This window comes from Pseudomonas migulae (assembly GCF_043225285.1).
Taxonomy (GTDB): domain Bacteria; phylum Pseudomonadota; class Gammaproteobacteria; order Pseudomonadales; family Pseudomonadaceae; genus Aquipseudomonas; species Aquipseudomonas migulae_C.
Map to the genome: position 1 here is coordinate 3,678,258 of NZ_CP171224.1, position 21,882 is coordinate 3,700,139.

A 21,882-nucleotide genomic window follows, 5' to 3' on the forward strand; every position below is an offset into this window, starting at 1 on the left:
GAATCTCCTCAGGCGGCGTTCTTGAGTTTCGGGTCCAGCGCATCGCGCAGGCCGTCGCCCATCAAGTTGATTGCCAGCACGCTGAGCAAAATGGTCAAACCAGGCAGACTGACTACCCACCAGGCGCGTTCGATGTAGTCGCGGGCCGAGGCCAGCATGGTGCCCCACTCAGGGGTTGGCGGTTGAACGCCAAGGCCGAGGAAGCCAAGGGCTGCGGCATCGAGAATCGCCGAGGAGAAACTCAGGGTGGCCTGAACGATCAGCGGCGCCATGCAGTTGGGCAGCACGGTGATGAACATCAGGCGCGGCAGCGTTGCACCGGCCAGGCGCGCGGCAGTCACGTAGTCGCGGTTCAGCTCGCCCATCACCGCGGCGCGGGTCAGACGAACATAGGACGGCAGGGACACCACGGCGATGGCGATCACGGTGTTGATCAGGCCAGGGCCGAGGATGGCGACGATCGCCACGGCCAGCAGCAGCGACGGCAGGGCCAGCATGATGTCCATCAGACGCATGATGGTCGGGCCAAGGATGCGCGGGAAGAAGCCGGCGAACAGACCGAGCAGGATGCCCGGGATCAGCGACATCACCACCGACGACAAGCCGATCAGCAACGACAGGCGCGAACCCTGGATCAGGCGCGACAGCAGGTCGCGACCCAGTTCATCGGTGCCGAGCAGGAACTGGATCTGCCCACCTTCCAGCCAGGCTGGCGGGGTCAGCAGGAAGTCACGGTATTGCTCGCTCGGATTATGCGGGGCAACCCACGGCGCGAAGATCGCGCAGAAAATCACCAGCAACATGAACATCAGGCCGGCGACGGCGCCCTTGTTCTTGGAGAACGCTTGCCAGAATTCTTTGTACGGGGACGGGTACAGCAAGCTTTGATCGACTGCTGCCGTTGGAATTGGAGTGGTCATGGTCATGATCTCAGCGCTGGTGACGGATGCGTGGGTTGGCGAAGCCGTAGAGGATGTCCACGATGAAGTTCACCAGAATCACCAGGCAGGCGATTAACAGGATGCCGTTTTGCACCACGGGATAGTCCCGCGCGCCAATGGCTTCGATCAGCCATTTGCCGATACCGGGCCAGGAGAAGATGGTTTCGGTCAGGACCGCACCGGCCAGCAACGTGCCGACTTGCAGGCCGACCACGGTCAGTACCGGGATCAGCGCGTTGCGCAGGCCGTGCACGAACACCACGCGGGACGGCGACAGGCCTTTGGCGCGGGCGGTACGGATGTAGTCTTCACGCAGCACTTCGAGCATCGAAGAACGGGTCATCCGCGCGATCACCGCCAGCGGGATGGTGCCGAGCACGATGGCCGGCAGGATCAGGTGATGCAGGGCATCGAGGAACGCGCCGACGTCATCGGCCAGCAGCGTGTCGATCAGCATGAAGCCGGTGCGCGGCTCGATGTCATAGAGCAGGTCGATCCGCCCGGACACCGGAGTCCAGCCCAGGGACACCGAGAAGAACATGATCAGGATCAGGCCCCACCAGAAGATCGGCATCGAATATCCCGCCAGGGAGATGCCCATCACCCCATGGTCGAACAGGGATCCTCGCTTGAGTGCCGCGATCACCCCGGCCAGGAGGCCCAGGATACCGGCGAACAATAGGGCGGCCATGGACAGTTCCAGGGTCGCGGGGAACAGAGAAGTGAATTCGCTCCAGACGCTTTCCCGCGTACGCAGGGATTCGCCGAGATCGCCGTGGGCCAGTTTGCCAATGTAATCCACGTATTGGGCATACAGCGGTTTGTTGAGACCTAGGCGTTCCATTGCCTGAGCATGCATTTCGGGGTCGACTCGTCGTTCGCCCATCATTACTTCCACGGGGTCGCCAGGAATCATGCGAATCAACGCGAAAGTCAGCAAGGTGATGCCGAAGAACGTGGGGATCAATAACCCCAATCGGCGGGCAATAAAACTAAACATCGTGTGGTGTACCTCATCAGCCGGTTAGGCGTGCCTGGTGTCCCTGGAGTCAGGGACACCGGGAGTTTTCTTATCTACTTCACCTGGGTGGTGGCGAAGTTATTAGTGGTGAGAGGGCTAATGTGATAACCCTCTACATTGTTGCGCATTGCGGTGAACATTCTAGTGTGTGCGATGCTGATCCACGGTTGATCCTGGTTAAAAATCACCTGGGCCTGCTCATACAGCGCCGCGCGTTCTGCCGGATCGACCTTTTCGCGAGCCTGGTCGAGCAGGGTCTGGAACTTGTCATTGCACCAGCGTGCGTAGTTTTCGCCGTTCTTCGCGGCTTCGCAACTGAGCATAGGCGTCAGGAAGTTATCCGGGTCGCCGTTATCGCCCGCCCATCCGGCAGACACCATATCGTGCTCGCCGTTCTTCGCACGTTTGAGCATTTCACCCCATTCCATGACGCGAATGTCGATTTTGATCCCGACTTTGGCGAGATCGGCCTGCATCATCTGTGCGCCGAGCATCGGGTTCGGGTTGGTCGCGCCGCCGCCGTTGCGGGTGAACAGGGTGAACACGGTGCCTTCCGGAACACCTGCTTCCTTCAACAGGGCGCGGGCCTTGTCGAGGTCGCGAGCCGGGTTTTTCAGGCTGTGGTTGTAGCCCAGCAGCGTGTCAGGGTACGGGTTGACCGCCACGGTTGCATTGCCTTTGCCAAACAGCGCGTTGACGGCCGCTTCCTTGTCGAAGGCGATGTCGATGGCTTTGCGCACGCGCACATCGCTCAAATATTTGTGCGTCGTGTTGATGGCGATGTACGCAACGGTCATGGCGTTCATTTCATCGACTTTCAGCTTGTCGTCTTTCTTGATGCTCGGAATGTCATCCGGTTTCGGGTACAGCGCGACCTGACACTCGTTGGCCTTGAGTTTCTGCAGGCGCACGTTGTTGTCGGTGGCGATCGCCAGGATCAGCGCCTCGGCCGGTGGCTTGCCACGGAAGTACTCCGGGTTGGCCTTGAAGCGAACCTGGGCATCCTTGTTGTAGCGCTGGAAGATGAACGGGCCGGTGCCGACTGGTTTGTTGTTCAGGTCGGCGGTCTTGTTGGCCTTGAGCAGCTGGTCGGCGTACTCGGCGGAGTAGATCGACGAGAAGGCCATGGCGATGTCGGCCAGGAACGGCGCTTCGCGGCGGGTCAGGGTGAACTTGACCGTGTTGTCGTCGACTTTCTCGACGCTTTTCAGCAGCTCCTTGAAGCCCATGCTTTCAAAGTACGGGAAGCCCACGCTCGACAGTTTGTGCCACGGGTGATTCGGGTCCAGCTGACGCTGGAAGCTCCAGACCACGTCGTCGGCGTTCATGTCGCGGGTCGGCTTGAAGTAATCGGTGGTGTGAAACTTGACGCCTTTGCGCAGGTGGAACGTGTAGGTCAGGCCGTCCTCGCTGATGTCCCAGGAATCGGCCAGCGCCGGAATCACTTCCGTGGTGCCGGGCTTGAAGTCCGCCAGACGATTGAAGATGGTTTCGGCCACCGCATCGGCTGTGACTGCAGTCGTGTACTGAACCATGTCGAAGCCTTCCGGACTGGCTTCGGTGCAAACCACCAGGGGTTTGGCCGAGACGCCAACGGCAACACTCAGCAACGCAGCCGCGATGGCTGCACGTAGGGGAAGCATTTTCATCAAGAACCCTCTGCAATCGGTTAAAGGACTAAAGCCGAACGGCCGATTCGTCACTGAATCAGCCGTTCGGCAGGTGCATTACAGAATGTTGAACGGGATGGTGGTCACGAGACGGAACTCGTTCAGGCTGCCATCCGCCTGGTTTTCACTGGCGCGGTGAGTGGTGTAGGTCGCGCGAACCGTGGTGGCCTTGAGCGGGCCGGTCTGCACGGCGTACGAAGTGCCGATGCCGTATTCGTAATGGTGCTCGCCGTCCATCGACTTCACGTCGTAACCGGTGCTGTTGTAGTGAGTACCGTCGATGCCCCAGCCACGGGCCTGGTAGATGTTGAACTTCAGGCCTGGGATGCCGTATTCAGCCATGTTCAGGCCGTAGGCGATCTGGAAGGATTTCTCGTTCGGGCCGTTGAAGTCCGACAGCAGGGAGTTGGCCAGGTAGATGCCGTTGGTTTCGTGCAGGTAGTCGAAGTACTCGTTGCCGTTCACTTCCTGATACGAGAACGTCAGGGTGTGCGCGGTGTGAGTCAGGCCGAACGACAGGGAATAAGTGTCGTTGTCGATCTGACCCAGCTTGGCTTTGCCTTCATCGACGGTTTTGTAGTAGTTCAGGCCGGTGGTCAGGCTCAGGATCGAGCTGTCGCCCAACACGTGGCTGGCGCCGAAGTAGTACTGGTTCCACAGGTCTTCAGCCTGGGTGCCCCACAGGCTGGTGGTCAGGCTGGCGAACGGCTGGTAGGTGATACCGGCGGTGTTGACGTGATCGGCTTCGGCGCTGCTGTCGCCGTATTCGGAGCGGAACTTGCGCTGGCTCTGTTCGGTACGCGGCGAGTTGCGATCGAAGGTGCCGAGGTCGAAGGACAGGTTTTCCAGCTCTTCGCTGTGCAGGGTCACGCCTTCGAAGCTCGACGGCAGAGGACGGTTACCGATCACGTCCACTTGCGGGCTGCTGAAGTTCTGGCGGCCGGCAGTCAATGTAGTGTTGGAGAAGCGAGCCTTGACGTTGGCCAGGCCCAGTTTGCTCCACTGATCAACCGCGTCGCCGCCGTCTTCGGTCAGGGTACGGTTGTTGCCGGGGCGCACGCGACCAGGCTCAGGTGCGCCGCCATTGCCGGATGCCAGATCCTTGCGGTCACGATCCAGGGCGATAGCGTTGTAGGCTGCAATTTCAGTGCTGAAGCCTACGGTGCCTTCGGTGAAGCCCGAGTTGTACTTGATGATGGTGCCTTGCACCCAGTTGATACGACGATCCGTTTCTTTCAATACGCCGTTGTCCTTGTAGCGCAAGGTTGCGCCACGACGGAACGATTCATTGGCATACCAGTTACGCGTGGAGCCTGTCACCGATTGGCCTTCGACGAAGCCGGTGGCCTCGCTTTGGGCGCTCTTTTCTTTCACGGTTACCGGGGTGAAAGCCTGGCTCTGGGATTCTGCGTAAGCCGTGGCGGTAACGCTGCTGATGGCCAAAGCCAGTAACGCAGTGCTGCTCAGTTTCATGGGTGAAGCTCCTTACTTTCTTTTTTTTTAATGCCGATCTTTTTTGGTGATACGGCTATCGGTTTACAACTCACTCAGGCATCGCAAACGTTTGCTGTAATCCTTTTTGGCGAATTACGGCAATACGTCTGCATGAGGGCGGAATTCCGCCCCCAGACGTTTCTTTAGCTTTTCGGTTATTTTTCCAGGCTGACACCCGAGAACACGTTGCGGCCGAACGGACTCACCTTGAATCCTTCGACTTTGGCGCTCAACGGCTGGTTGACCGTTGAATGGGCGACAGGCGTGATCGGCACTTGCTGCTTGAGCAACTGCTGGGCCTGTTTGTAAAGCACGGTGCGCTGGTCACGGTCGGTGACGACCTTGGCCTGTTTGATCAGCTTGTCGTAAGCCGGATCACACCATTGGGAGTAGTTGTTGCCGCCAATGGCGTCGCAGCTGTACAGGGTGCCGAGCCAGTTGTCCGGGTCCCCGTTGTCACCGGTCCAGCCAATCAGGCTGATGTCGTGCTCGCCATTCTTGGTGCGCTTGATGTACTCGCCCCATTCGTAGCTGACGATCTTCACTTTGAGGCCGATCTTCGCCCAGTCAGCCTGGAGCATTTCGGCCATCAATTTGGCGTTCGGGTTGTAGGGACGCTGAACCGGCATCGCCCACAAGGTGATTTCGGTGCCTTCCTTCACGCCGGCAGCCTTGAGCAGTTCCTTGGCTTTTTCCGGGTTGTAGGCGGCGTCCTTGATAGTTTCGTCGTAGGACCACTGGGTCGGCGGCATTGCGTTCTGCGCCAGTTGACCGGCGCCCTGGTAGACGGCGTTGAGAATGCCCTGCTTGTTCACCGCCATGTCCAGCGCCTGGCGCACTTCGAGCTGGTCGAACGGTTTGTGGCGCACGTTGTAGGCGATGTAGCCGAGGTTGAAACCGGGCTTCTCGATGAGTTTGAGCTTGGTGTCGTTCTTCAGGGCGTCAACATCGGCAGGGCGAGGGTGCAGGGTGATCTGGCACTCGTTGGCCTTGAGCTTCTGCACGCGCACCGACGCATCGGTGTTGATGGCGAAGATCAGGTTGTCGAGCTTGACCCGGCTCGGGTCCCAGTACTGCTTGTTGCCGGTGTAACGGATGTTGGAGTCTTTCTGGTAGCTCTTGAAGGCGAACGGCCCGGTGCCGATCGGCTTCTGGTTGATGTCGCTTGGTTTGCCTTCGGCGAGCAGCTTGTCGGCGTATTCGGCGGACAGGATGGCGGCGAAGCTCATGGCGATGTTCTGGATGAACGCGGCGTCCACGCTGTTGAGCGTCATGACCACGGTCAGCGGCCCGGTCTTTTCGACCTTGGCGATGTTCTTGTTCAGGCTCATCCCGTTGAAATACGGGAATTCGGTCGGGTAAGCCTTACGGAAAGGTTGCTGCGGATCGAGCATGCGATTGAAGGTGAACAGCACGTCGTCGGCGTTGAAATCGCGGGTCGGCGTGAAGTACTTCGTTGTGTGAAATTTCACCCCTTCGCGTAGGTGAAAGGTGTACTTGAGGCCATCTTCGGAAATATCCCAGCTGGTTGCGAGGCCAGGGACGACGTTGGTGGCGCCTTTTTCGAACTCTGCCAGGCGGTTGTACAGCGGCTCGGCGGCGTCGTTATCGGTCGCGGTCGTGTACTGCGCGGTGTCGAAGCCAGCGGGGCTGCCCTCGGAGCAGAACACCAGGCTGTTATTGGCGGCCTGGCTGATGGAAGTGGCGGCCAGCAGGCCGGTGCCCAGCAATGCGGATAAAACCAAGGTATGGCGCATGACGCTCCCTTTTCTCTTTCTCGATGTGTTTTTCAATGCGCCGCCGCCCCGTCCGGAGACGTGGAGGCCTCATTGATCGCAAGCCATGACATGCAGCAATAACCGATAGCCCACACATGAACTGGTCAGATCCCGACGGTAAGAGCCGTGGGTCCGGCAGTAAATGCGTAGAGTCCTAAAGACTCGTAGGAAAGTTCAACGCGCCCGACACCGCTGTTGTAGTACTCAGCGGCAATGGATGTAGGTTGTTTCCCACTTTATCGGTAGATAAAACAACGGCGACGTCAAAAACGTCGCCGTTGCCAGATCTTATTTGCTGACGCTAACGCCGTAGAAGGAGTTCAAGCCGAATGGGCTGATCTTGAAATCCTGTACTTCGTTGCGCATAGGCTGGAACACCGTCGAGTGAGCGATAGGTGTCATTGGAACAGCGTCCTTGAGGACGTGTTGTGCCTGCTTGTAGAGTTCGGTGCGCTTGCCCTGATCGGTCGTGCGCTTGGCTTCTTTTACGATGCCGTCGAACTTCTTGTCGCACCATTTGGAGAAGTTGTTGCCTTCCAGCGAGTCGCAGCCGAACAGCACGTTCAGCCAGTTGTCCGGATCACCATTGTCGCCGCTCCAGCCAATCAGCATCGCCTGGTTCTCGCCGCCTTTGGAGCGCTTGATGTACTCGCCCCATTCGTAGCTGGTGATCTTGACGTTCAGACCGATCTGCTTCCAGTCAGACTGCAGCATTTCAGCCATCAGTTTGGCGTTCGGGTTGTACGGACGCTGAACCGGCATCGCCCACAGAACGATTTCGGTGCCTTCCTTGACGCCGGCTTCCTTCAGCAGCTCTTTGGCTTTTGCAGGATCGTACTTGGCATCTTTGATGGTGGTGTCGTAAGACCACTGGGTCGGCGGCATGGCGTTGACGGCCAGTTGACCTGCGCCCTGGTAAACAGAGTCGATGATCTGCTGCTTGTTGACGGCCATGTCCAGTGCCTGACGCACTTTCAGTTGGGCCAACGGGTTAGGCTCATTGCTGCCCTTGATCTTGTCCATCACGTTGTAGGCGATGTAACCCAGGTTGAAACCAGCCTGGTCAGGCACTTTCAGGGTCTTGTCTTCTTTCAGTGCCTTCAGGTCGGCTGGACGCGGGAACAGAGTGATCTGGCACTCGCCCTTTTTCAGCTTCTGGATACGCACCGACGGGTCGGTGGTGATGGCGAAGATCAGGTTGTCGATCTTGACGTCTTCAGGCTTCCAGTAGTCCTTGTTCCCGGTATAGCGGATGTTGGAGTCTTTCTGGTAGCTCTTGAACACGAACGGACCAGTGCCGACCGGCTTCTGGTTGATGTCGGCGGCTTTGCCGTCCTTGAGCAGCTGGGCAGCGTACTCGGCAGACTGCACCGACGCGAAGCTCATCGCCATGTTCTGGATGAACGCGGCATCGACTTCTTTCAGGGTGAACTTGACGGTGTGATCGTCGACTTTATCGATCTTGGTGATGTTGGTATCCATCCCCATGTCGGTGAAGTACGGGAATTCGGTCGGGTACGCCTTACGGAACGGATCATCCTTGTTAATCATGCGATTAAAGGTGAACAGCACGTCGTCGGCGTTGAAGTTACGCGTCGGCTTGAAATACGAAGTGGTGTGGAACTTGACACCATCACGCAGGTGGAAGGTGTAAGTCAGGCCGTCCGGGGAAATGTCCCAGCTGGTTGCCAGGCCAGGAATCACGGCGGTGCCGCCGCGCTCGAACTGGGTCAGGCGGTTGAACATGGTTTCTGCAGAGGCGTCGAAGTCGGTTCCGGTGGTGTACTGGCCCGGATCAAAACCGGCCGGGCTCCCTTCGGAGCAGAACACCAGGTTACTCGCAGCTTGAGCGAACGGCGCGGCAGCCAACAAGCTGGCGCCGACTAAAAACGGAATGACCGCGTGTTTAAGCATGGTGGCCTCATGATTTGTTGTCATTTTTGAATTTGAGGACGACCTCGTGAGTCGTGCCTGCGGATACTTATGCAGGGGCCATACCCAATGCAAGATGTTGAATGGCCACAAGCCTTAAACAGTGGCACGAACGTACCTTAATGTCGCATATGTATAAATTGACGCGCATTTGACCGTTTGCGTGTAATTTTTTCGGTGCAAACCACGCACCGGCGGAGGGCAACCGGGGTGTCGGTTGCCCCCGGTTGGAGCGCGGTGTTACTTATTTATACCCACACCGTAGAAGGGTGTGAGGCCGAACGGGCTGATCTTGAAGTCGGTGACTTCCTTGCGCAAGGGCTGGAACACGGTCGAGTTGGCGATCGGCGTGATAGGTACTTGTTGCTTAAGGATTTGTTGGGCCTGCTGGTACAGCTTCACCCGCTGCTGCTTGTCCGTGGAGACCTTGGCTTCCTGCACCAGCTTGTCGTACGCCGGGTCGCACCATTTGGCGTAGTTGCTGCCCTTCACGGCGGCGCAGCTGTAGAGCACGCCGAGCCAGTTATCGGGGTCACCGTTGTCGCCGGTCCAGCCATAGATCATCGCGTCGTGCTCGCCGTTCTTGGCGCGCTTGATGTACTCGCCCCACTCGTAGCTGACGATGTTGGCCTTGATGCCGACCTTCTCCCAATCCTGCTGGATCATCTGCGCCGACATCCGCGCATTGGGGTTCGACGCACGCTGCACGGTCATGGCCCACAAATTAATGGTGGTACCGGGTGCAACCCCTGCTTCTTTCAGTAGCGCCTTGGCTTTTACCGGGTCGTGGGGCGCGTCTTTTATGTTCGGGTCGTAAGACCATTGCGCTGGCGGAAGGGCGTTTTGCGCCAATTGCCCGGCACTTTGGTAAACCGCCTTGATGATTGCGGGCTTGTCGATGGCCATGTCCAGCGCCTGACGCACCTTGAGCTGGTCCAGCGGCGGATGGGTCACGTTGTAGGCCAGGAAACCGAGGTTGAAACCGGCTTGCTTGAGCACGCGCAGGTTCGGGTCCTTTTCCATCACTTCGATGTCGGCCGGGCGCGGGTAGCCGCTGACCTGGCATTCGCCGGCCTTGAGTTTCTGCAAGCGTACGGCGGCGTCCGGGGTGATCGAAAACACCAGGTTGTCGATTTTCACGTCCTCGGGTTTCCAGTAGGCCTTGTTGGCGGCGTAGCGGATCTGCGAGTCCTTCTGGTAGCGCTTGAACACGAACGGGCCGGTGCCGACGGGTTTCTGGTTGATGTCGGCCGCCTTGCCTTCCTTCAACAACTTCGCGCCGTATTCGGCGGATTGCACCGAAGCGAAACTCATCGCCAGATTCTGGATGAAGGCGGCATCGATGTTGTTCAGGCTGAAACGCACGGTGTGTTCGTCGACCTTGTCGACGCTCTTGATCGTTTTGTTCAGGTCCATGTCGGTGAAGTACGGCGACTCGGCGGGGTAGGCCTTGCGGAACGCATTTTCCGGGTCGAGCAGGCGCTGGAAGGTGAACAGCACGTCGTCGGCGTTGAAGTCGCGGGTCGGGGTGAAGTAGTCGGTGGTGTGGAATTTCACGCCGTCGCGCAGGTGGAAGGTGTAGGTGAGGCCGTCGTTTGAGACGTCCCAGTTTGTCGCCAGGCCGGCTTCGACTTCGGTGCCGCCGCGTTTGAATTGGGTGAGGCGGTTGAAGACGGTTTCGGCCGAGGCGTCGAAGTCGGTGCCGCTGGTGTATTGGCTGGGGTCGAACCCGGCGGGGCTGGCTTCGGAGCAGTAGACCAGGGTGGTGGCGGCTTGGGCCAGTGGGGCTGTGGTGGCTAGCGCTAGGGCGAGTAACAGTGGTTTGACGGTGGTTCGTTGCATGGAGTCCCCGGGGGATTTGGGCGTCGATATTTTCCTCAGAGTAGCGGTGTAGACGTGTTGGGCGGAAATATCCGTTTGTGAGGGGGACCCCTCTATCTCGGTATATTCGGGCTGTTTTCCGGGTATGTACATTCCGGAGTGTAGGAGCCGGCTTGCTGGCGATGGCGGCCTGTTAGCCGACCATTTTCATTCAGGTATACATATCCATTCCTGCGGTAACGGCCGCCTATGGTTTCGCCCTTACGGCGAGTCCCTTTTGGCAAACGCCCCAAAAGGAACCAAAAGGTCTCGCCCCGGCGTCCGGCCCCTCGCCAAGGCTCGGCGTTCCCTCGCTCCGGTCCTGCTCCGTGGGCCCGCCGCCATCGGCCATCCATGGCCGGGGGCGGCTAACCCGGCATCCATGCCGGGTTGCCCACTGCGCAGAACCTCCACTCGGCCTCCCGAAGGGGCGGGCAGATCAAAATCAAAAGCTGCAGGCGAGCTAACGCTCGACCTGATGAGTGGTGAAAAGCGGGTGTACGCCGACCTGCTTTTGTAGGAGCCGGCTTGCCGGCGATGGCGGCCTGTCAGCCGACCTGATTTCGCGTATGTACCCGAACCTTTGTAGGAGCCGGCTTGCCGGCGATGGCGGCCTGCCAGACGACCTGATTTCGCGGATGTACCCGAACCTTTGTAGGAGCCGGCTTGCCGGCGATGGCGGCCTGCCAGACGACCTGATTTCGCGGATGTACCCGAACTTTTGTAGGAGCCGGCTTGCTGGCGATGGTGGCCTGCCAGACGACCTGATTTCGCGGATGTAATACGCCCTTTGTAGGAGCCGGCTTGCTGGCGAAAGATTCCGGATTTTACGGTGCTGCTACGGCCGCCATCGTCGGAACGCCGCCCGCAGCAAGCCGGCTCCTACAGGATCGGGATGCGTCGATTTTCCGGGGGCATAAAAAAAACGGCGATCACTTCGGTGGTCGCCGTTTTTGTGTACGGGCTATCGAATCAAGGCATCAACACTTCAATCGACCCATCTGCCGTCATGCTGACCTGGCTGGTGCCGGCTTCAACTTCTGGCGTCACTGGCGCGGAGTCCATGCCTGCGGCTTTCATCATCATCGGCCCGCGCATGTACGGTTGTGGATAACCGTTGCTGTTCAGGTTCAGGTTGACGATTTTGTAGCCTTTGCCGCCCAGTGCGTCGGTCGCCAGTTGGGCGCGGGCCTTGAAGGCGGTCACGGCGTCTTTGAGCAGGGCGTCTTCGCTGGCCTTGCGGGTTGGGGTGGCGATGGCGAAGTCCATGCCGCCCATTTTCAGGTCGGTCAGCAGTTCACCGGTCAGTTTCGACAGGGCGGCGAAGTCGGAACTTTCCAGGCGCAGTTCAGCGCGTTCACGCCAGCCGGTGATTTTCTGGCCCTTGGTGTCGTAGATCGGGTAGCTGTTGCGGCTACCCTGGCGCAGGGTGATGTCTTTGACTTGTTTGGCCTGGGCCAGTGCCTTGTTCATGGTGGTGCTGACGTCGGCGGCGAGTTTGGCCGGGTCGGTGTTTTGTTCTTCGGTGTAGAGGGTCACGATCATCAGGTCGCGGGCGACTTCCTGACTGACTTCGGCGCGCAGGGCGATCTGGTTGTAATGCAGCTCGTCGGCGGCCAGGGCCGGGAGGCTGGCGACGGTGCCAGCGCTGAGGGCGAGGAAGGCGGCGCTGCGGCGGAAAGTGTGCATGAAAACTCCTTGGACGATGCGCAGGGGTTGGGTCCGAGCCTGCGTGAAACCATCAGACTCTAGCTTTTATGATCCGGTTCGCACAGTTACAACTTCTATACAGATGCGCATGTCCTGCATGTGGCCGTTTGCCGCACTTTTGCCTGTCGGCCCCGCTGCTTGGTTATACTCCGTGCGATCCGCCTGGAGCGCTCATCAGGAGAGCTCATGCTCGCCGCCGTTCAAATCACTTCCGCGACTCGCCAGAACCTCTGGCGGCTGACGTTCATCCGCACTTTGGTGCTGGCCGCCCAGGCCGGTTCCGTGGGCCTGGCCTACTGGCTCGACTTGCTGCCGCTGCCCTGGTTCCAGCTGGCTGCGACCCTTGGTTGTTCAATGCTGCTGTGTGCGTTCACGGCGATTCGCCTGCGCACCTCATGGCCGGTCACCGAACTTGAATATGCCGTGCAACTGGCCTGCGACCTGTTTATCCACAGCGCCTTGCTGTATTTCTCCGGTGGCTCGACCAACCCCTTCGTCTCTTATTACCTGGTGCCGCTGACCATCGCCGCCGTGACGCTGCCATGGCGCTACTCGGTGATCCTGTCGGGCATCGCGTTGGCGATGTACACCTTGCTGCTGGCGGGTTTCTATCCGCTGCAAACGTTCCCGATCGCCCGGGAAAACCTGCAGGTCTACGGAATGTGGCTGAGCTTCGCGCTGGCCGCCGCCGTGATCACTTTCTTCGCCGCGCGCATGGCCGAAGAGCTGCGCCGCCAGGAAGAGTTGCGCGCCATCCGTCGCGAAGAAGGTTTGCGCGATCAGCAGTTGCTGGCCGTCGCGACCGAGGCCGCCGGTGCCGCCCATGAGCTGGGCACGCCGCTGGCGACCATGAGCGTGCTGCTCAAGGAAATGCGTCAGGACCATCACGACCCGATGTTGCAGGACGACCTGAGCGTGCTGCAGGATCAGGTCAAACTCTGCAAGGAAACCCTGCAGCAGCTGGTGCGGGCGGCGGAAGCCAATCGCCGTCTGGCGGTGGAGATGCAGGACGTCACCGACTGGCTCGACGAAGCGCTGAACCGCTGGCACCTGATGCGTCCGGAAGCCAGCTACCGCTTCCAGCGTCTGGGCCAGGGCACCGTGCCGCGCATGGCGCCGCCGCCGGACCTGACCCAGGCGCTGCTGAATTTGCTGAACAACGCCGCCGATGCCTGCCCCGAAGGGCTGCAAGTGACGCTGGACTGGAATGCCGAGGACTTGACCATCAGCATTCGCGACCACGGCGCCGGTGTGCCGCTGGCCATTGCCGAACAGATCGGCAAGCCGTTTTTTACCACCAAGGGCAAAGGTTTCGGCCTGGGCCTGTTTTTGAGCAAGGCCAGCGTGACACGCGCCGGCGGCTCAGTGAAACTCTACAGTCATGAGGAAGGCGGCACGCTCACCGAGCTGCGCCTGCCCCGTGTCGCCCGAGGAGACGAACATGAGTGACGAGATCCAAGTCGAAGGCGAAGAACTGCCGCATTTGCTGCTGGTAGATGACGACGCCACGTTCACCCGCGTGATGGCCCGAGCCATGGCCCGCCGTGGTTTTCGCGTCAGCACCGCCGGTTCTGCCGAAGAGGGCCTGACCATCGCCCAGGCCGACATCCCGGATTACGCCGCGCTGGACCTGAAAATGGACGGCGATTCCGGCCTGGTGTTGCTGCCGAAACTGCTGGAACTCGACCCGGACATGCGCGTGGTGATCCTCACCGGTTATTCGAGCATTGCCACCGCGGTCGAAGCGATCAAGCGCGGCGCCTGCAACTACCTGTGCAAACCGGCGGATGCCGACGACGTATTGGCCGCGCTGCTTTCCGAGCACGCCGACCTCGACACCCTGGTGCCGGAAAACCCGATGTCGGTGGACCGCCTGCAGTGGGAACACATCCAGCGCGTGTTGACCGAGCACGAAGGCAACATCTCCGCCACAGCCCGCGCCCTGGGCATGCACCGCCGCACGCTGCAGCGCAAACTGCAGAAGCGCCCCGTCCGTCGCTGAACCTGCGCTGAACGAATGCCGGCCGCGCCTCGCGACAAACCGAGCCGATCATCTATGATCGGTTCGTGCCTGTACTTTTCTTTATCGAGCCTTATCCATGAATCAGAACGCTGAATATTCCGCGGTCAACGATGCTGTGCGCGGGCAGTTTTTCCGCAAAGTCTGGGCAATGACCACGCCTTACTGGCGCAGTGAGGAAAAGGGCAGGGCCTGGATTTTGCTGATCGCGGTGATTGCGCTGTCGCTGGTCAGCGTAGGGCTCTCGGTGTGGTTCAACACCTGGTACAAGGATTTTTACAACGCCCTGCAACAAAAGGATGAAGCGGCATTCTGGCGGCTGATCATCTATTTCTGCGGGATCGCAGCCGTCGCCATTGTCGGCGCGGTATACCGGCTCTACTTGACGCAGATGCTGACGATCCGCTGGCGTGCGTGGCTCACCGAGAAGTATTTTGCCCGCTGGCTCGCCGACAAGAATTACTACCAGCTGGAGCAGGGCGGTTACACCGATAACCCGGACCAGCGGATTTCCGAAGACCTCAACAACTTCACCTCGAACACCCTGGAACTCGGCATCGGCTTGCTGCGCAACATCGTCAGCCTGGTGTCGTTCTCGATCATTCTGTGGGGCGTATCGGGCAGCATCGAAGTGTGGGGCTTTACCATCCCCGGCTACATGTTCTGGTGCGTACTGGTTTATGCCGTGGTGGGCAGTTGGCTGACGCATTTGATTGGCCGTCGCCTGATCGGCCTGAACAATCAACAACAACGCTTCGAAGCCGACCTGCGTTTCTCCATGGTGCGGATTCGCGAGAATGCCGAAAGCATTGCCCTGTACAACGGCGAACCGAACGAACATCGTCGGTTGAGCACGCGCTTCGGCATGGTCTGGCATAACTTCTGGGACATCATGAAAGTGTCCAAGCGCCTGACCTTCTTCACGGCCGGTTACAGTCAGGCCGCGGTTATCTTCCCGTTCATTGTCGCTTCGCCGCGTTACTTGTCCGGCAAGATCGAACTCGGTGAGTTGATGCAAATCAGCTCGGCGTTCGGCAACGTGCAGGAAAGTTTCAGCTGGTTCATCAATGCTTACCAGAGCCTTGCTTCATGGCGCGCGACTTGTGATCGTCTGCTGAGTTTCCGCGAGGCCATGAGCGATAACGAAGATCGTGCGCCAGCCATCGACGTGCAGAACTCCGGTTCAACCTTGAAAGTGCACAACCTCGGCCTGGATCTGGCGGATGGTCGTCACCTGTTGACCAGTGCCGACATGACCGTGGAGGAGGGCGAGCGCGTGATGCTCAGTGGCCGTTCCGGCAGCGGCAAGTCGACGTTGCTGCGGGCAATGGGGCATCTGTGGCCGGCGGGCCATGGCAGCATTCGTCTGCCGGCGGCGCGTTATCTGTTCCTGCCGCAAAAGCCTTACCTGCCGATTGGCACCCTTCGCGATGCGCTGAGTTATCCACAGCCGGGCGAAACCTATCCGCAGGAGCGCTACGTTCACGTGCTGGAAACCTGTCGTTTGCCGCACCTGGTGTCGCGACTGGATGAAGCCAATCACTGGCAGCGCATGCTCTCTCCGGGTGAACAACAACGCCTGGCCTTCGCCCGCGCGCTGCTTTATGCGCCGCAATGGCTGTACATGGATGAAGCGACCTCGGCGATGGATGAAGAGGACGAAGCGTCGCTGTATCAGGCGTTGATCGATGAAATTCCGGGGTTGAGCATTGTCAGCGTCGGGCATCGCAGCAGCCTGAAACGCTTCCACCCTCGCCACGTTCGAATCGACAACGGCCATTTGGTGGACCAGACCGTGACCGCCTGACCACCACAGCCCCTGTAGGAGCGAGCCTGCTCGCGATGGACCTGAGAACGCCGCGGAGTGTCAGACTTTCAGCGTTTTCGTTGAAGACCATCGCGAGCAGGCTCGCTCCTACAGAGGGCGGGGTGATCGTACAACCGCGTTGCGTTATGATGCGGTTTCAGCCGAATTTTTCGAGACAGACGTCCACCATGGAAAACCCGATCGACGTACCACGCCTCCCTCGCAAGCGCCGCAGCCTCGCACAGGAACTGGTGACGGTGCTGTCCGAGCAGATCCGCGACGGTCACCTCAAGCGGGGCGACAAGTTGCCCACCGAGTCGGCGATCATGGATGCCCATGGCGTCAGCCGCACCGTGGTGCGCGAGGCGATTTCCCGGTTGCAGGCCGCCGGCCAGGTGGAAACCCGCCACGGCATCGGCACCTTCGTGCTCGACACCCCGAGCCCGAGCGGTTTCCGTATCGACCCGGCTACCGTGGTGACGCTGCGTGATGTACTGGCGATCCTGGAACTGCGCATCAGCCTCGAAGTGGAATCCGCCGGCCTCGCCGCGCAACGTCGCAGTACCGAGCAGCTGGCCCTGATGCGCGCCGCGCTGGATGCCTTGAACGAAAGCGCGGCCCACGCCAGTGATGCCGTGGCTTCGGACTTCCAGTTCCACCTGCAGATCGCTTTGTCGACCGGCAACCGCTACTTCACCGACATCATGACCCACCTCGGCACCAGCATCATTCCGCGCACCCGCCTCAACTCGGCACGCCTGGCCCACGATGACCAGCAGCACTACATGGGCCGGCTGAGCCGCGAGCACGAAGAAATCTACGACGCGATTGCGCGCCAGGACTCCGATGCCGCGCGGGCAGCAATGCGCTTGCACCTGACCAACAGCCGTGAACGCTTGCGTCATGCCCATGAAGAAGCCGAAGCGCAGCGCGGTTAAGCACCTGTCCGGATCGTTCCCATGCGGTGGGAACGATCGCATGGCCGGCATCAAGGCTCGATAAGGATCAACAACGGTTCCGAGCAGGGCTCCAGGCTCGACTCATCCGCAAACTTGTAACGCAATTCGACCGTCGTCCCTCCGTACTTTTCCAGCTCTGCTTTCGGGATCTTCAGTTCGATCCCTGTCCGGTTCACCACGTCCTCCAAGGCGTCGTCCCAAAAACCGGTCGGTTCTTCGATACCTCGCCAGTCCGGCTCTTCCGGATCACGTCCCAGAATCGGATACACGTCCCAGTTCGGCGGGAAATCCTCAGGCTCCGGCAATTTGACGATCAAACAATCCCTCAGCTGCGAAAGCGTAACGACGGCTGTTTGATGGGATTCCGAGCGTGGAAACTGGGGAAGAATCGGTAAGGGGAAATTCATTTTTGGGCGCTCCGTGCCAGGTCCGCCACGATCCATTCGCGGCAGTCACAGAACTCTAGGTGATGAGCTCAGGTCATGCCGGTGGCGATTTTTTCCGGGTATTTCCGCACGTGTTCAGACAGGTTGAAAAGGTCTGCGATGCGCGGGATTGCTTGATTGGACGTCGTTTGACTCGATGCCTGAAAGACAATTTTTGGCACCCAATTCAAGCCATGGCGATGAAATGCAGTTGACGGTTGTTTTTTAAGTTGTACGATGACCTACAACTTCAGCGCAGGCTGAACGATTTCCTCACACACAAACGTGCTACCCAGGGTGTTCGAATAATGAATCCACAAGAACTGAAGTCCATCCTTTCTTCCGGTCTGCTGTCTTTCCCGGTTACCGATTTCAATGCTCAGGGCGATTTCCATCGCGCGGGCTACATCAAGCGTCTCGAATGGCTGGCCCCATACGGCGCCACGGCGTTGTTCGCCGCGGGCGGCACCGGTGAGTTCTTCTCTCTGGCGGCCAGCGAATATTCGGAAATCATCAAGACCGCCGTCGACACCTGCGAAACCAGCGTGCCGATTCTGGCCGGCGTTGGCGGTTCGACCCGTCAAGCCATCGAATACGCACAAGAAGCCGAGCGTCTGGGCGCCAAAGGCCTGTTGCTGCTGCCGCACTACCTGACCGAAGCCAGCCAGGACGGCGTTGCTGCCCACGTTGAAGCCGTGTGCAAATCGGTGAAGATCGGCGTAGTGGTTTACAACCGTAACGTCTGCCGCCTGACCGCACCGCTGCTGGAACGTCTGGCCGAGCGTTGCCCGAACCTGATCGGCTACAAGGATGGCCTGGGCGATATCGAGTTGATGGTGTCGATCCGTCGCCGCCTCGGCGATCGCTTCAGCTACCTGGGTGGTTTGCCGACCGCTGAAGTGTACGCCGCTGCTTACAAGGCGCTGGGCGTACCGGTCTACTCCTCGGCGGTGTTCAACTTCATCCCGAAAACCGCGATGGATTTCTACCACGCCATTGCCCGCGAAGATCACGCCACTGTCGGCAAGATCATCGACGACTTCTTCCTGCCGTACCTGGACATCCGTAACCGCAAAGCCGGCTACGCAGTCAGCATCGTCAAGGCCGGGGCAAAAATTGCCGGCTATGACGCAGGTCCGGTGCGTGCACCGCTGACCGATCTGACCCGCGAAGAGTATGAACTGCTCGCCGCGCTGATCGACAAGCAAGGTGCGCAGTAACACACCCGATTAAACAAGGCCGCTGAGTGATCAGCGGCCTTTTGCGTGAGGAGTTCTCCCAGTGGCAAATGCAAAGCGTTTTGATAACTACATCAACGGTGAATGGGTTACCGGCAGCGAATACTGCGCCAACATCAACCCGTCCGAGCTGACCGACACCATCGGCGAATACGCCAAGGCTGACCTGGCTCAAGTCCACGCTGCCATCGACGCTGCTCGCGCGGCGTTCCCGGCCTGGTCCACTTCGGGCATCCAGGCGCGTCACGATTCGCTGGATAAAGTCGGTACCGAAATCCTGGCCCGCCGCGAAGAGCTCGGCACCTTGCTCGCCCGTGAAGAAGGCAAGACCTTGCCTGAAGCCATCGGTGAAGTGACCCGCGCCGGTAACATCTTCAAGTTCTTCGCCGGTGAAACCCTGCGTCTGTCCGGCGACTACCTGCCGTCGGTACGCCCGGGCGTCAACGTCGAAGTCACTCGCGAAGCCCTGGGCGTGGTCGGTCTGATCACCCCGTGGAACTTCCCGATCGCCATCCCTGCGTGGAAAATCGCCCCGGCCCTGGCCTACGGCAACTGCGTCGTGCTGAAACCGGCGGATCTGGTACCGGGCTGCGCCTGGGCCCTGGCGGAAATCATCTCCCGCGCAGGTTTCCCGGCTGGCGTGTTCAACCTGGTGATGGGCAGCGGTCGCGTGGTTGGCGATGCGCTGGTACAAAGCCGCAAAGTCGATGGCATCAGCTTCACCGGCTCCGTCGGTGTCGGTCGTCAGATCGCGGTCAGCTGCGTTTCGCGCCAGGCCAAGGTTCAGCTGGAAATGGGTGGCAAGAACCCGCAGATCATTCTCGACGACGCCGACCTCAAGCAAGCGGTCGAGCTGTCGGTACAGAGCGCGTTCTACTCCACCGGTCAGCGTTGCACTGCGTCGAGCCGCTTCATCGTCACCGCCGGCATCCACGACAAGTTCGTTGAAGCCATGGCCGAGCGCATGAAGTCGATCAAGGTTGGCCACGCCCTGAAAACCGGTACCGACATTGGTCCGGTCGTTTCCCAGGCGCAGCTTGAACAGGATATGAAGTACATCGACATCGGTCAGTCCGAAGGTGCGCGCCTGGTCAGTGGCGGCGGTCTGGTGACGTGCGACACCGAAGGCTACTACCTCGCGCCAACGCTGTTTGCCGACAGCGAAGCCGAGATGCGCATCAGCCGCGAAGAGATCTTCGGCCCGGTGGCCAACATCGTTCGCGTCGCGGATTACGACGCCGCGCTGGCCATGGCCAACGACACCGAATTCGGTCTGTCGGCGGGTATCGCCACCACGTCGCTGAAGTACGCCAACCACTTCAAACGCCACTCCCAGGCCGGGATGGTGATGGTCAACCTGCCGACGGCGGGCGTGGATTACCACGTGCCGTTCGGTGGGCGTAAAGGCTCTTCCTATGGATCGCGCGAGCAGGGTCGCTATGCGCAAGAGTTCTACACGGTCGTGAAGACCAGCTACATCGGTTCGTAAACGCAATACCCCTGTAGGAGCGAGCTTGCTCGCGATGGTCTTGAGGACGCGGCGTTCAGCCTGATACCCCGCGTCATCGTTGACGACCATCGCGAGCAGGCTCGCTCCCACAGAAAATCAACATCGTTATTACCCGCATAAAAATAATCAGTGGGAGTACATCTACATGCAATCGACCCAAAAGCCGACTCACGTCCGCTATTTGATCCTGCTCATGCTGTTTCTGGTGACCACGATCAACTACGCCGACCGGGCTACCATCGCCATCGCCGGCTCCAGCCTGCAAAAAGACCTCGGCATCGACGCGGTCACCCTCGGCTACATCTTCTCTGCATTCGGTTGGGCCTACGTGGCCGGGCAAATTCCCGGTGGCTGGTTGCTGGACCGTTTCGGTTCGAAAAAAATCTATGCGTTGAGCATCTTCACCTGGTCGCTGTTCACCGTGCTGCAGGGTTATGTCGGCGAGTTCGGCATGTCCACGGCGGTGGTTGCGCTGTTCATGCTGCGCTTCCTGGTGGGCCTGGCCGAAGCGCCATCCTTCCCCGGTAACGCACGCATTGTCGCGGCCTGGTTCCCGACCGCTGAACGCGGCACTGCCTCGGCGATCTTCAACTCGGCGCAATACTTTGCCACCGTGTTGTTTGCCCCGCTGATGGGCTGGATCGTCTACAGCTTCGGCTGGCAACACGTGTTCATCGTCATGGGCGTGATCGGCATCATCTTCTCGGGCATCTGGCTGAAGGTTATCTACAGCCCGCGCCAGCACCCGATGATCAACGACGCCGAGTTCAAACACATCGCCGACAACGGCGGCATGGTCGACATGGACCAGGACAAAGGCAAAGGCAAGAAAGTCGATGGTCCGAAGTGGGACTACATCCGCCAGTTGCTGACCAACCGCATGATGCTCGGCGTGTACCTCGGCCAATACTGCATCAACGGCATCACTTACTTCTTCCTGACCTGGTTCCCGGTGTACCTGGTGCAGGAGCGCGGCATGACCATCCTCAAGGCCGGTTTCATCGCGTCCTTGCCGGCGATCTGCGGCTTTATCGGTGGTGTGCTTGGTGGCGTGATTTCCGACTACCTGCTGCGCAAGGGCCACTCGCTGACCTTCGCCCGCAAGGCGCCGATCATTGCCGGTCTGTTGGTCTCCAGCAGCATCGTGGCTTGCAACTATGTCGATGTTGAATGGATGGTCGTCGGCTTCATGGCCCTGGCGTTCTTCGGCAAAGGCGTGGGTGCGCTGGGTTGGGCCGTGGTGTCCGACACCTCGCCGAAACAGATCGCCGGTCTCAGCGGTGGCCTGTTCAATACCTTCGGCAACATCGCGTCGATCACCACCCCGATCGTCATCGGCTACATCATCAGCTCCACCGGTTCGTTCAAATGGGCCCTGGTGTTTGTCGGTTGCAACGCACTGGTCGCAGTGTTCAGCTACCTGGTGATCGTGGGTCCGATCAAGCGTGTGGTACTCAAAGAGCCGCCTGTGAGCGGCCCTGAAACCAACAACAAATTGTCACAAGCGCATTCCTGAG

At 59.6% G+C, this 21,882-nt stretch carries 17 protein-coding genes; 8 read left to right on the forward strand and 9 right to left on the reverse strand.

Annotated elements, in window-relative coordinates:
• Positions 1 to 8 precede the first annotated feature (8 nt).
• The 7 genes from ACF6ZU_RS16845 to ACF6ZU_RS16875 all read right to left on the reverse strand — a co-directional run bounded on the left by ACF6ZU_RS16845 (position 9) and on the right by ACF6ZU_RS16875 (position 10,678).
• On the reverse strand, positions 9 to 920 hold the full coding sequence (locus ACF6ZU_RS16845) for an ABC transporter permease subunit (protein ID WP_392885266.1): 912 nt from the start codon (positions 918 to 920) through the stop codon (positions 9 to 11).
• Between the two features lie 10 nt (positions 921 to 930).
• The gene (locus tag ACF6ZU_RS16850; RefSeq protein WP_392885267.1) at positions 931 to 1,941 is read right to left on the reverse strand and encodes an ABC transporter permease subunit; all 1,011 of its coding nucleotides are present in this window, start codon (positions 1,939 to 1,941) and stop codon (positions 931 to 933) included.
• A 74-nt stretch (positions 1,942 to 2,015) separates the two neighbouring features.
• Entirely contained in the window at positions 2,016 to 3,611 is a 1,596-nt protein-coding gene (locus tag ACF6ZU_RS16855) for an ABC transporter substrate-binding protein (RefSeq protein ID WP_392885268.1), read from the reverse strand.
• A 78-nt stretch (positions 3,612 to 3,689) separates the two neighbouring features.
• Entirely contained in the window at positions 3,690 to 5,105 is a 1,416-nt protein-coding gene (locus ACF6ZU_RS16860; protein ID WP_392885269.1) for an OprD family porin, read from the reverse strand.
• A 176-nt stretch (positions 5,106 to 5,281) separates the two neighbouring features.
• Entirely contained in the window at positions 5,282 to 6,883 is a 1,602-nt protein-coding gene (locus ACF6ZU_RS16865; protein ID WP_392885270.1) for an ABC transporter substrate-binding protein, read from the reverse strand.
• 309 nt (positions 6,884 to 7,192) lie between these two features.
• Entirely contained in the window at positions 7,193 to 8,818 is a 1,626-nt protein-coding gene (locus ACF6ZU_RS16870; protein WP_392885271.1) for an ABC transporter substrate-binding protein, read from the reverse strand.
• A gap of 258 nt (positions 8,819 to 9,076) precedes the next feature.
• On the reverse strand, positions 9,077 to 10,678 hold the full coding sequence (locus tag ACF6ZU_RS16875; RefSeq protein WP_392885272.1) for an ABC transporter substrate-binding protein: 1,602 nt from the start codon (positions 10,676 to 10,678) through the stop codon (positions 9,077 to 9,079).
• Between the two features lie 503 nt (positions 10,679 to 11,181).
• Here ACF6ZU_RS16875 and ACF6ZU_RS16880 point away from each other — a divergent pair.
• Complete coding sequence (locus ACF6ZU_RS16880; protein WP_392885273.1) at positions 11,182 to 11,478, forward strand: hypothetical protein; 297 nt, start codon at positions 11,182 to 11,184, stop codon at positions 11,476 to 11,478.
• Positions 11,479 to 11,668: 190 nt separating this feature from the next.
• Here the strand turns inward: ACF6ZU_RS16880 and ACF6ZU_RS16885 are convergent, their stop codons facing one another.
• Positions 11,669 to 12,385, reverse strand: coding sequence for an SIMPL domain-containing protein (locus ACF6ZU_RS16885; RefSeq protein ID WP_392885274.1), 717 nt, complete (start codon positions 12,383 to 12,385; stop codon positions 11,669 to 11,671).
• Positions 12,386 to 12,592: 207 nt separating this feature from the next.
• Between ACF6ZU_RS16885 and ACF6ZU_RS16890 the strand changes: the two genes are divergently transcribed.
• From ACF6ZU_RS16890 to ACF6ZU_RS16905, 4 genes are all read left to right on the forward strand, one after another.
• Positions 12,593 to 13,855, forward strand: coding sequence for an ATP-binding protein (locus tag ACF6ZU_RS16890; RefSeq protein ID WP_392885275.1), 1,263 nt, complete (start codon positions 12,593 to 12,595; stop codon positions 13,853 to 13,855).
• On the forward strand, positions 13,848 to 14,408 hold the full coding sequence (locus ACF6ZU_RS16895; RefSeq protein WP_017336511.1) for a response regulator transcription factor: 561 nt from the start codon (positions 13,848 to 13,850) through the stop codon (positions 14,406 to 14,408). The genes ACF6ZU_RS16890 and ACF6ZU_RS16895 overlap by 8 nt, the downstream gene beginning before the upstream one ends.
• A gap of 97 nt (positions 14,409 to 14,505) precedes the next feature.
• Positions 14,506 to 16,233 carry an ABC transporter ATP-binding protein/permease gene (locus tag ACF6ZU_RS16900; protein WP_392885276.1) on the forward strand — a complete coding sequence of 576 codons (1,728 nt, stop codon included), beginning with the start codon at positions 14,506 to 14,508 and terminating at the stop codon, positions 16,231 to 16,233.
• 188 nt (positions 16,234 to 16,421) lie between these two features.
• Positions 16,422 to 17,171: a FadR/GntR family transcriptional regulator gene (locus ACF6ZU_RS16905; RefSeq protein WP_392885277.1), complete on the forward strand. Its 750-nt coding sequence runs from the start codon at positions 16,422 to 16,424 to the stop codon at positions 17,169 to 17,171.
• A 50-nt stretch (positions 17,172 to 17,221) separates the two neighbouring features.
• Here ACF6ZU_RS16905 and ACF6ZU_RS16910 read toward each other — a convergent pair whose 3' ends face one another.
• Positions 17,222 to 17,599 carry a hypothetical protein gene (locus ACF6ZU_RS16910; protein ID WP_392885278.1) on the reverse strand — a complete coding sequence of 126 codons (378 nt, stop codon included), beginning with the start codon at positions 17,597 to 17,599 and terminating at the stop codon, positions 17,222 to 17,224.
• A 326-nt stretch (positions 17,600 to 17,925) separates the two neighbouring features.
• On the opposite strand from ACF6ZU_RS16910, the gene kdgD reads away from it, so the two are divergent.
• From kdgD to ACF6ZU_RS16925, 3 genes are all read left to right on the forward strand, one after another.
• A complete protein-coding gene (gene kdgD, locus ACF6ZU_RS16915; RefSeq protein WP_392885279.1) occupies positions 17,926 to 18,837 on the forward strand; it encodes a 5-dehydro-4-deoxyglucarate dehydratase in 912 nt (303 codons plus the stop codon).
• Positions 18,838 to 18,898: 61 nt separating this feature from the next.
• The gene (locus ACF6ZU_RS16920) at positions 18,899 to 20,344 is read left to right on the forward strand and encodes an aldehyde dehydrogenase family protein (RefSeq protein WP_392885280.1); all 1,446 of its coding nucleotides are present in this window, start codon (positions 18,899 to 18,901) and stop codon (positions 20,342 to 20,344) included.
• A gap of 166 nt (positions 20,345 to 20,510) precedes the next feature.
• Positions 20,511 to 21,881 carry an MFS transporter gene (locus ACF6ZU_RS16925; RefSeq protein WP_392885281.1) on the forward strand — a complete coding sequence of 457 codons (1,371 nt, stop codon included), beginning with the start codon at positions 20,511 to 20,513 and terminating at the stop codon, positions 21,879 to 21,881.
• Position 21,882: the final 1 nt, after the last annotated feature.

Excerpts from the sequence above, each read along its gene's own strand:
- ACF6ZU_RS16865 (WP_392885270.1), bottom strand. The coding sequence starts at position 6,883 with ATGCGCCATACCTTGGTTTTATCCGCATTGCTGGGCACCGGCCTGCTG.
- ACF6ZU_RS16885 (WP_392885274.1), bottom strand. The coding sequence starts at position 12,385 with ATGCACACTTTCCGCCGCAGCGCCGCCTTCCTCGCCCTCAGCGCTGGC.
- ACF6ZU_RS16845 (WP_392885266.1), bottom strand. The coding sequence starts at position 920 with ATGACCACTCCAATTCCAACGGCAGCAGTCGATCAAAGCTTGCTGTAC.
- ACF6ZU_RS16860 (WP_392885269.1), bottom strand. The coding sequence starts at position 5,105 with ATGAAACTGAGCAGCACTGCGTTACTGGCTTTGGCCATCAGCAGCGTT.
- ACF6ZU_RS16910 (WP_392885278.1), bottom strand. The coding sequence starts at position 17,599 with ATGAATTTCCCCTTACCGATTCTTCCCCAGTTTCCACGCTCGGAATCC.
- kdgD (WP_392885279.1), top strand. The coding sequence starts at position 17,926 with ATGAATCCACAAGAACTGAAGTCCATCCTTTCTTCCGGTCTGCTGTCT.
- ACF6ZU_RS16875 (WP_392885272.1), bottom strand. The coding sequence starts at position 10,678 with ATGCAACGAACCACCGTCAAACCACTGTTACTCGCCCTAGCGCTAGCC.
- ACF6ZU_RS16905 (WP_392885277.1), top strand. The coding sequence starts at position 16,422 with ATGGAAAACCCGATCGACGTACCACGCCTCCCTCGCAAGCGCCGCAGC.
- ACF6ZU_RS16870 (WP_392885271.1), bottom strand. The coding sequence starts at position 8,818 with ATGCTTAAACACGCGGTCATTCCGTTTTTAGTCGGCGCCAGCTTGTTG.
- ACF6ZU_RS16855 (WP_392885268.1), bottom strand. The coding sequence starts at position 3,611 with ATGAAAATGCTTCCCCTACGTGCAGCCATCGCGGCTGCGTTGCTGAGT.
- ACF6ZU_RS16900 (WP_392885276.1), top strand. The coding sequence starts at position 14,506 with ATGAATCAGAACGCTGAATATTCCGCGGTCAACGATGCTGTGCGCGGG.
- ACF6ZU_RS16890 (WP_392885275.1), top strand. The coding sequence starts at position 12,593 with ATGCTCGCCGCCGTTCAAATCACTTCCGCGACTCGCCAGAACCTCTGG.
- ACF6ZU_RS16925 (WP_392885281.1), top strand. The coding sequence starts at position 20,511 with ATGCAATCGACCCAAAAGCCGACTCACGTCCGCTATTTGATCCTGCTC.
- ACF6ZU_RS16895 (WP_017336511.1), top strand. The coding sequence starts at position 13,848 with ATGAGTGACGAGATCCAAGTCGAAGGCGAAGAACTGCCGCATTTGCTG.
- ACF6ZU_RS16850 (WP_392885267.1), bottom strand. The coding sequence starts at position 1,941 with ATGTTTAGTTTTATTGCCCGCCGATTGGGGTTATTGATCCCCACGTTC.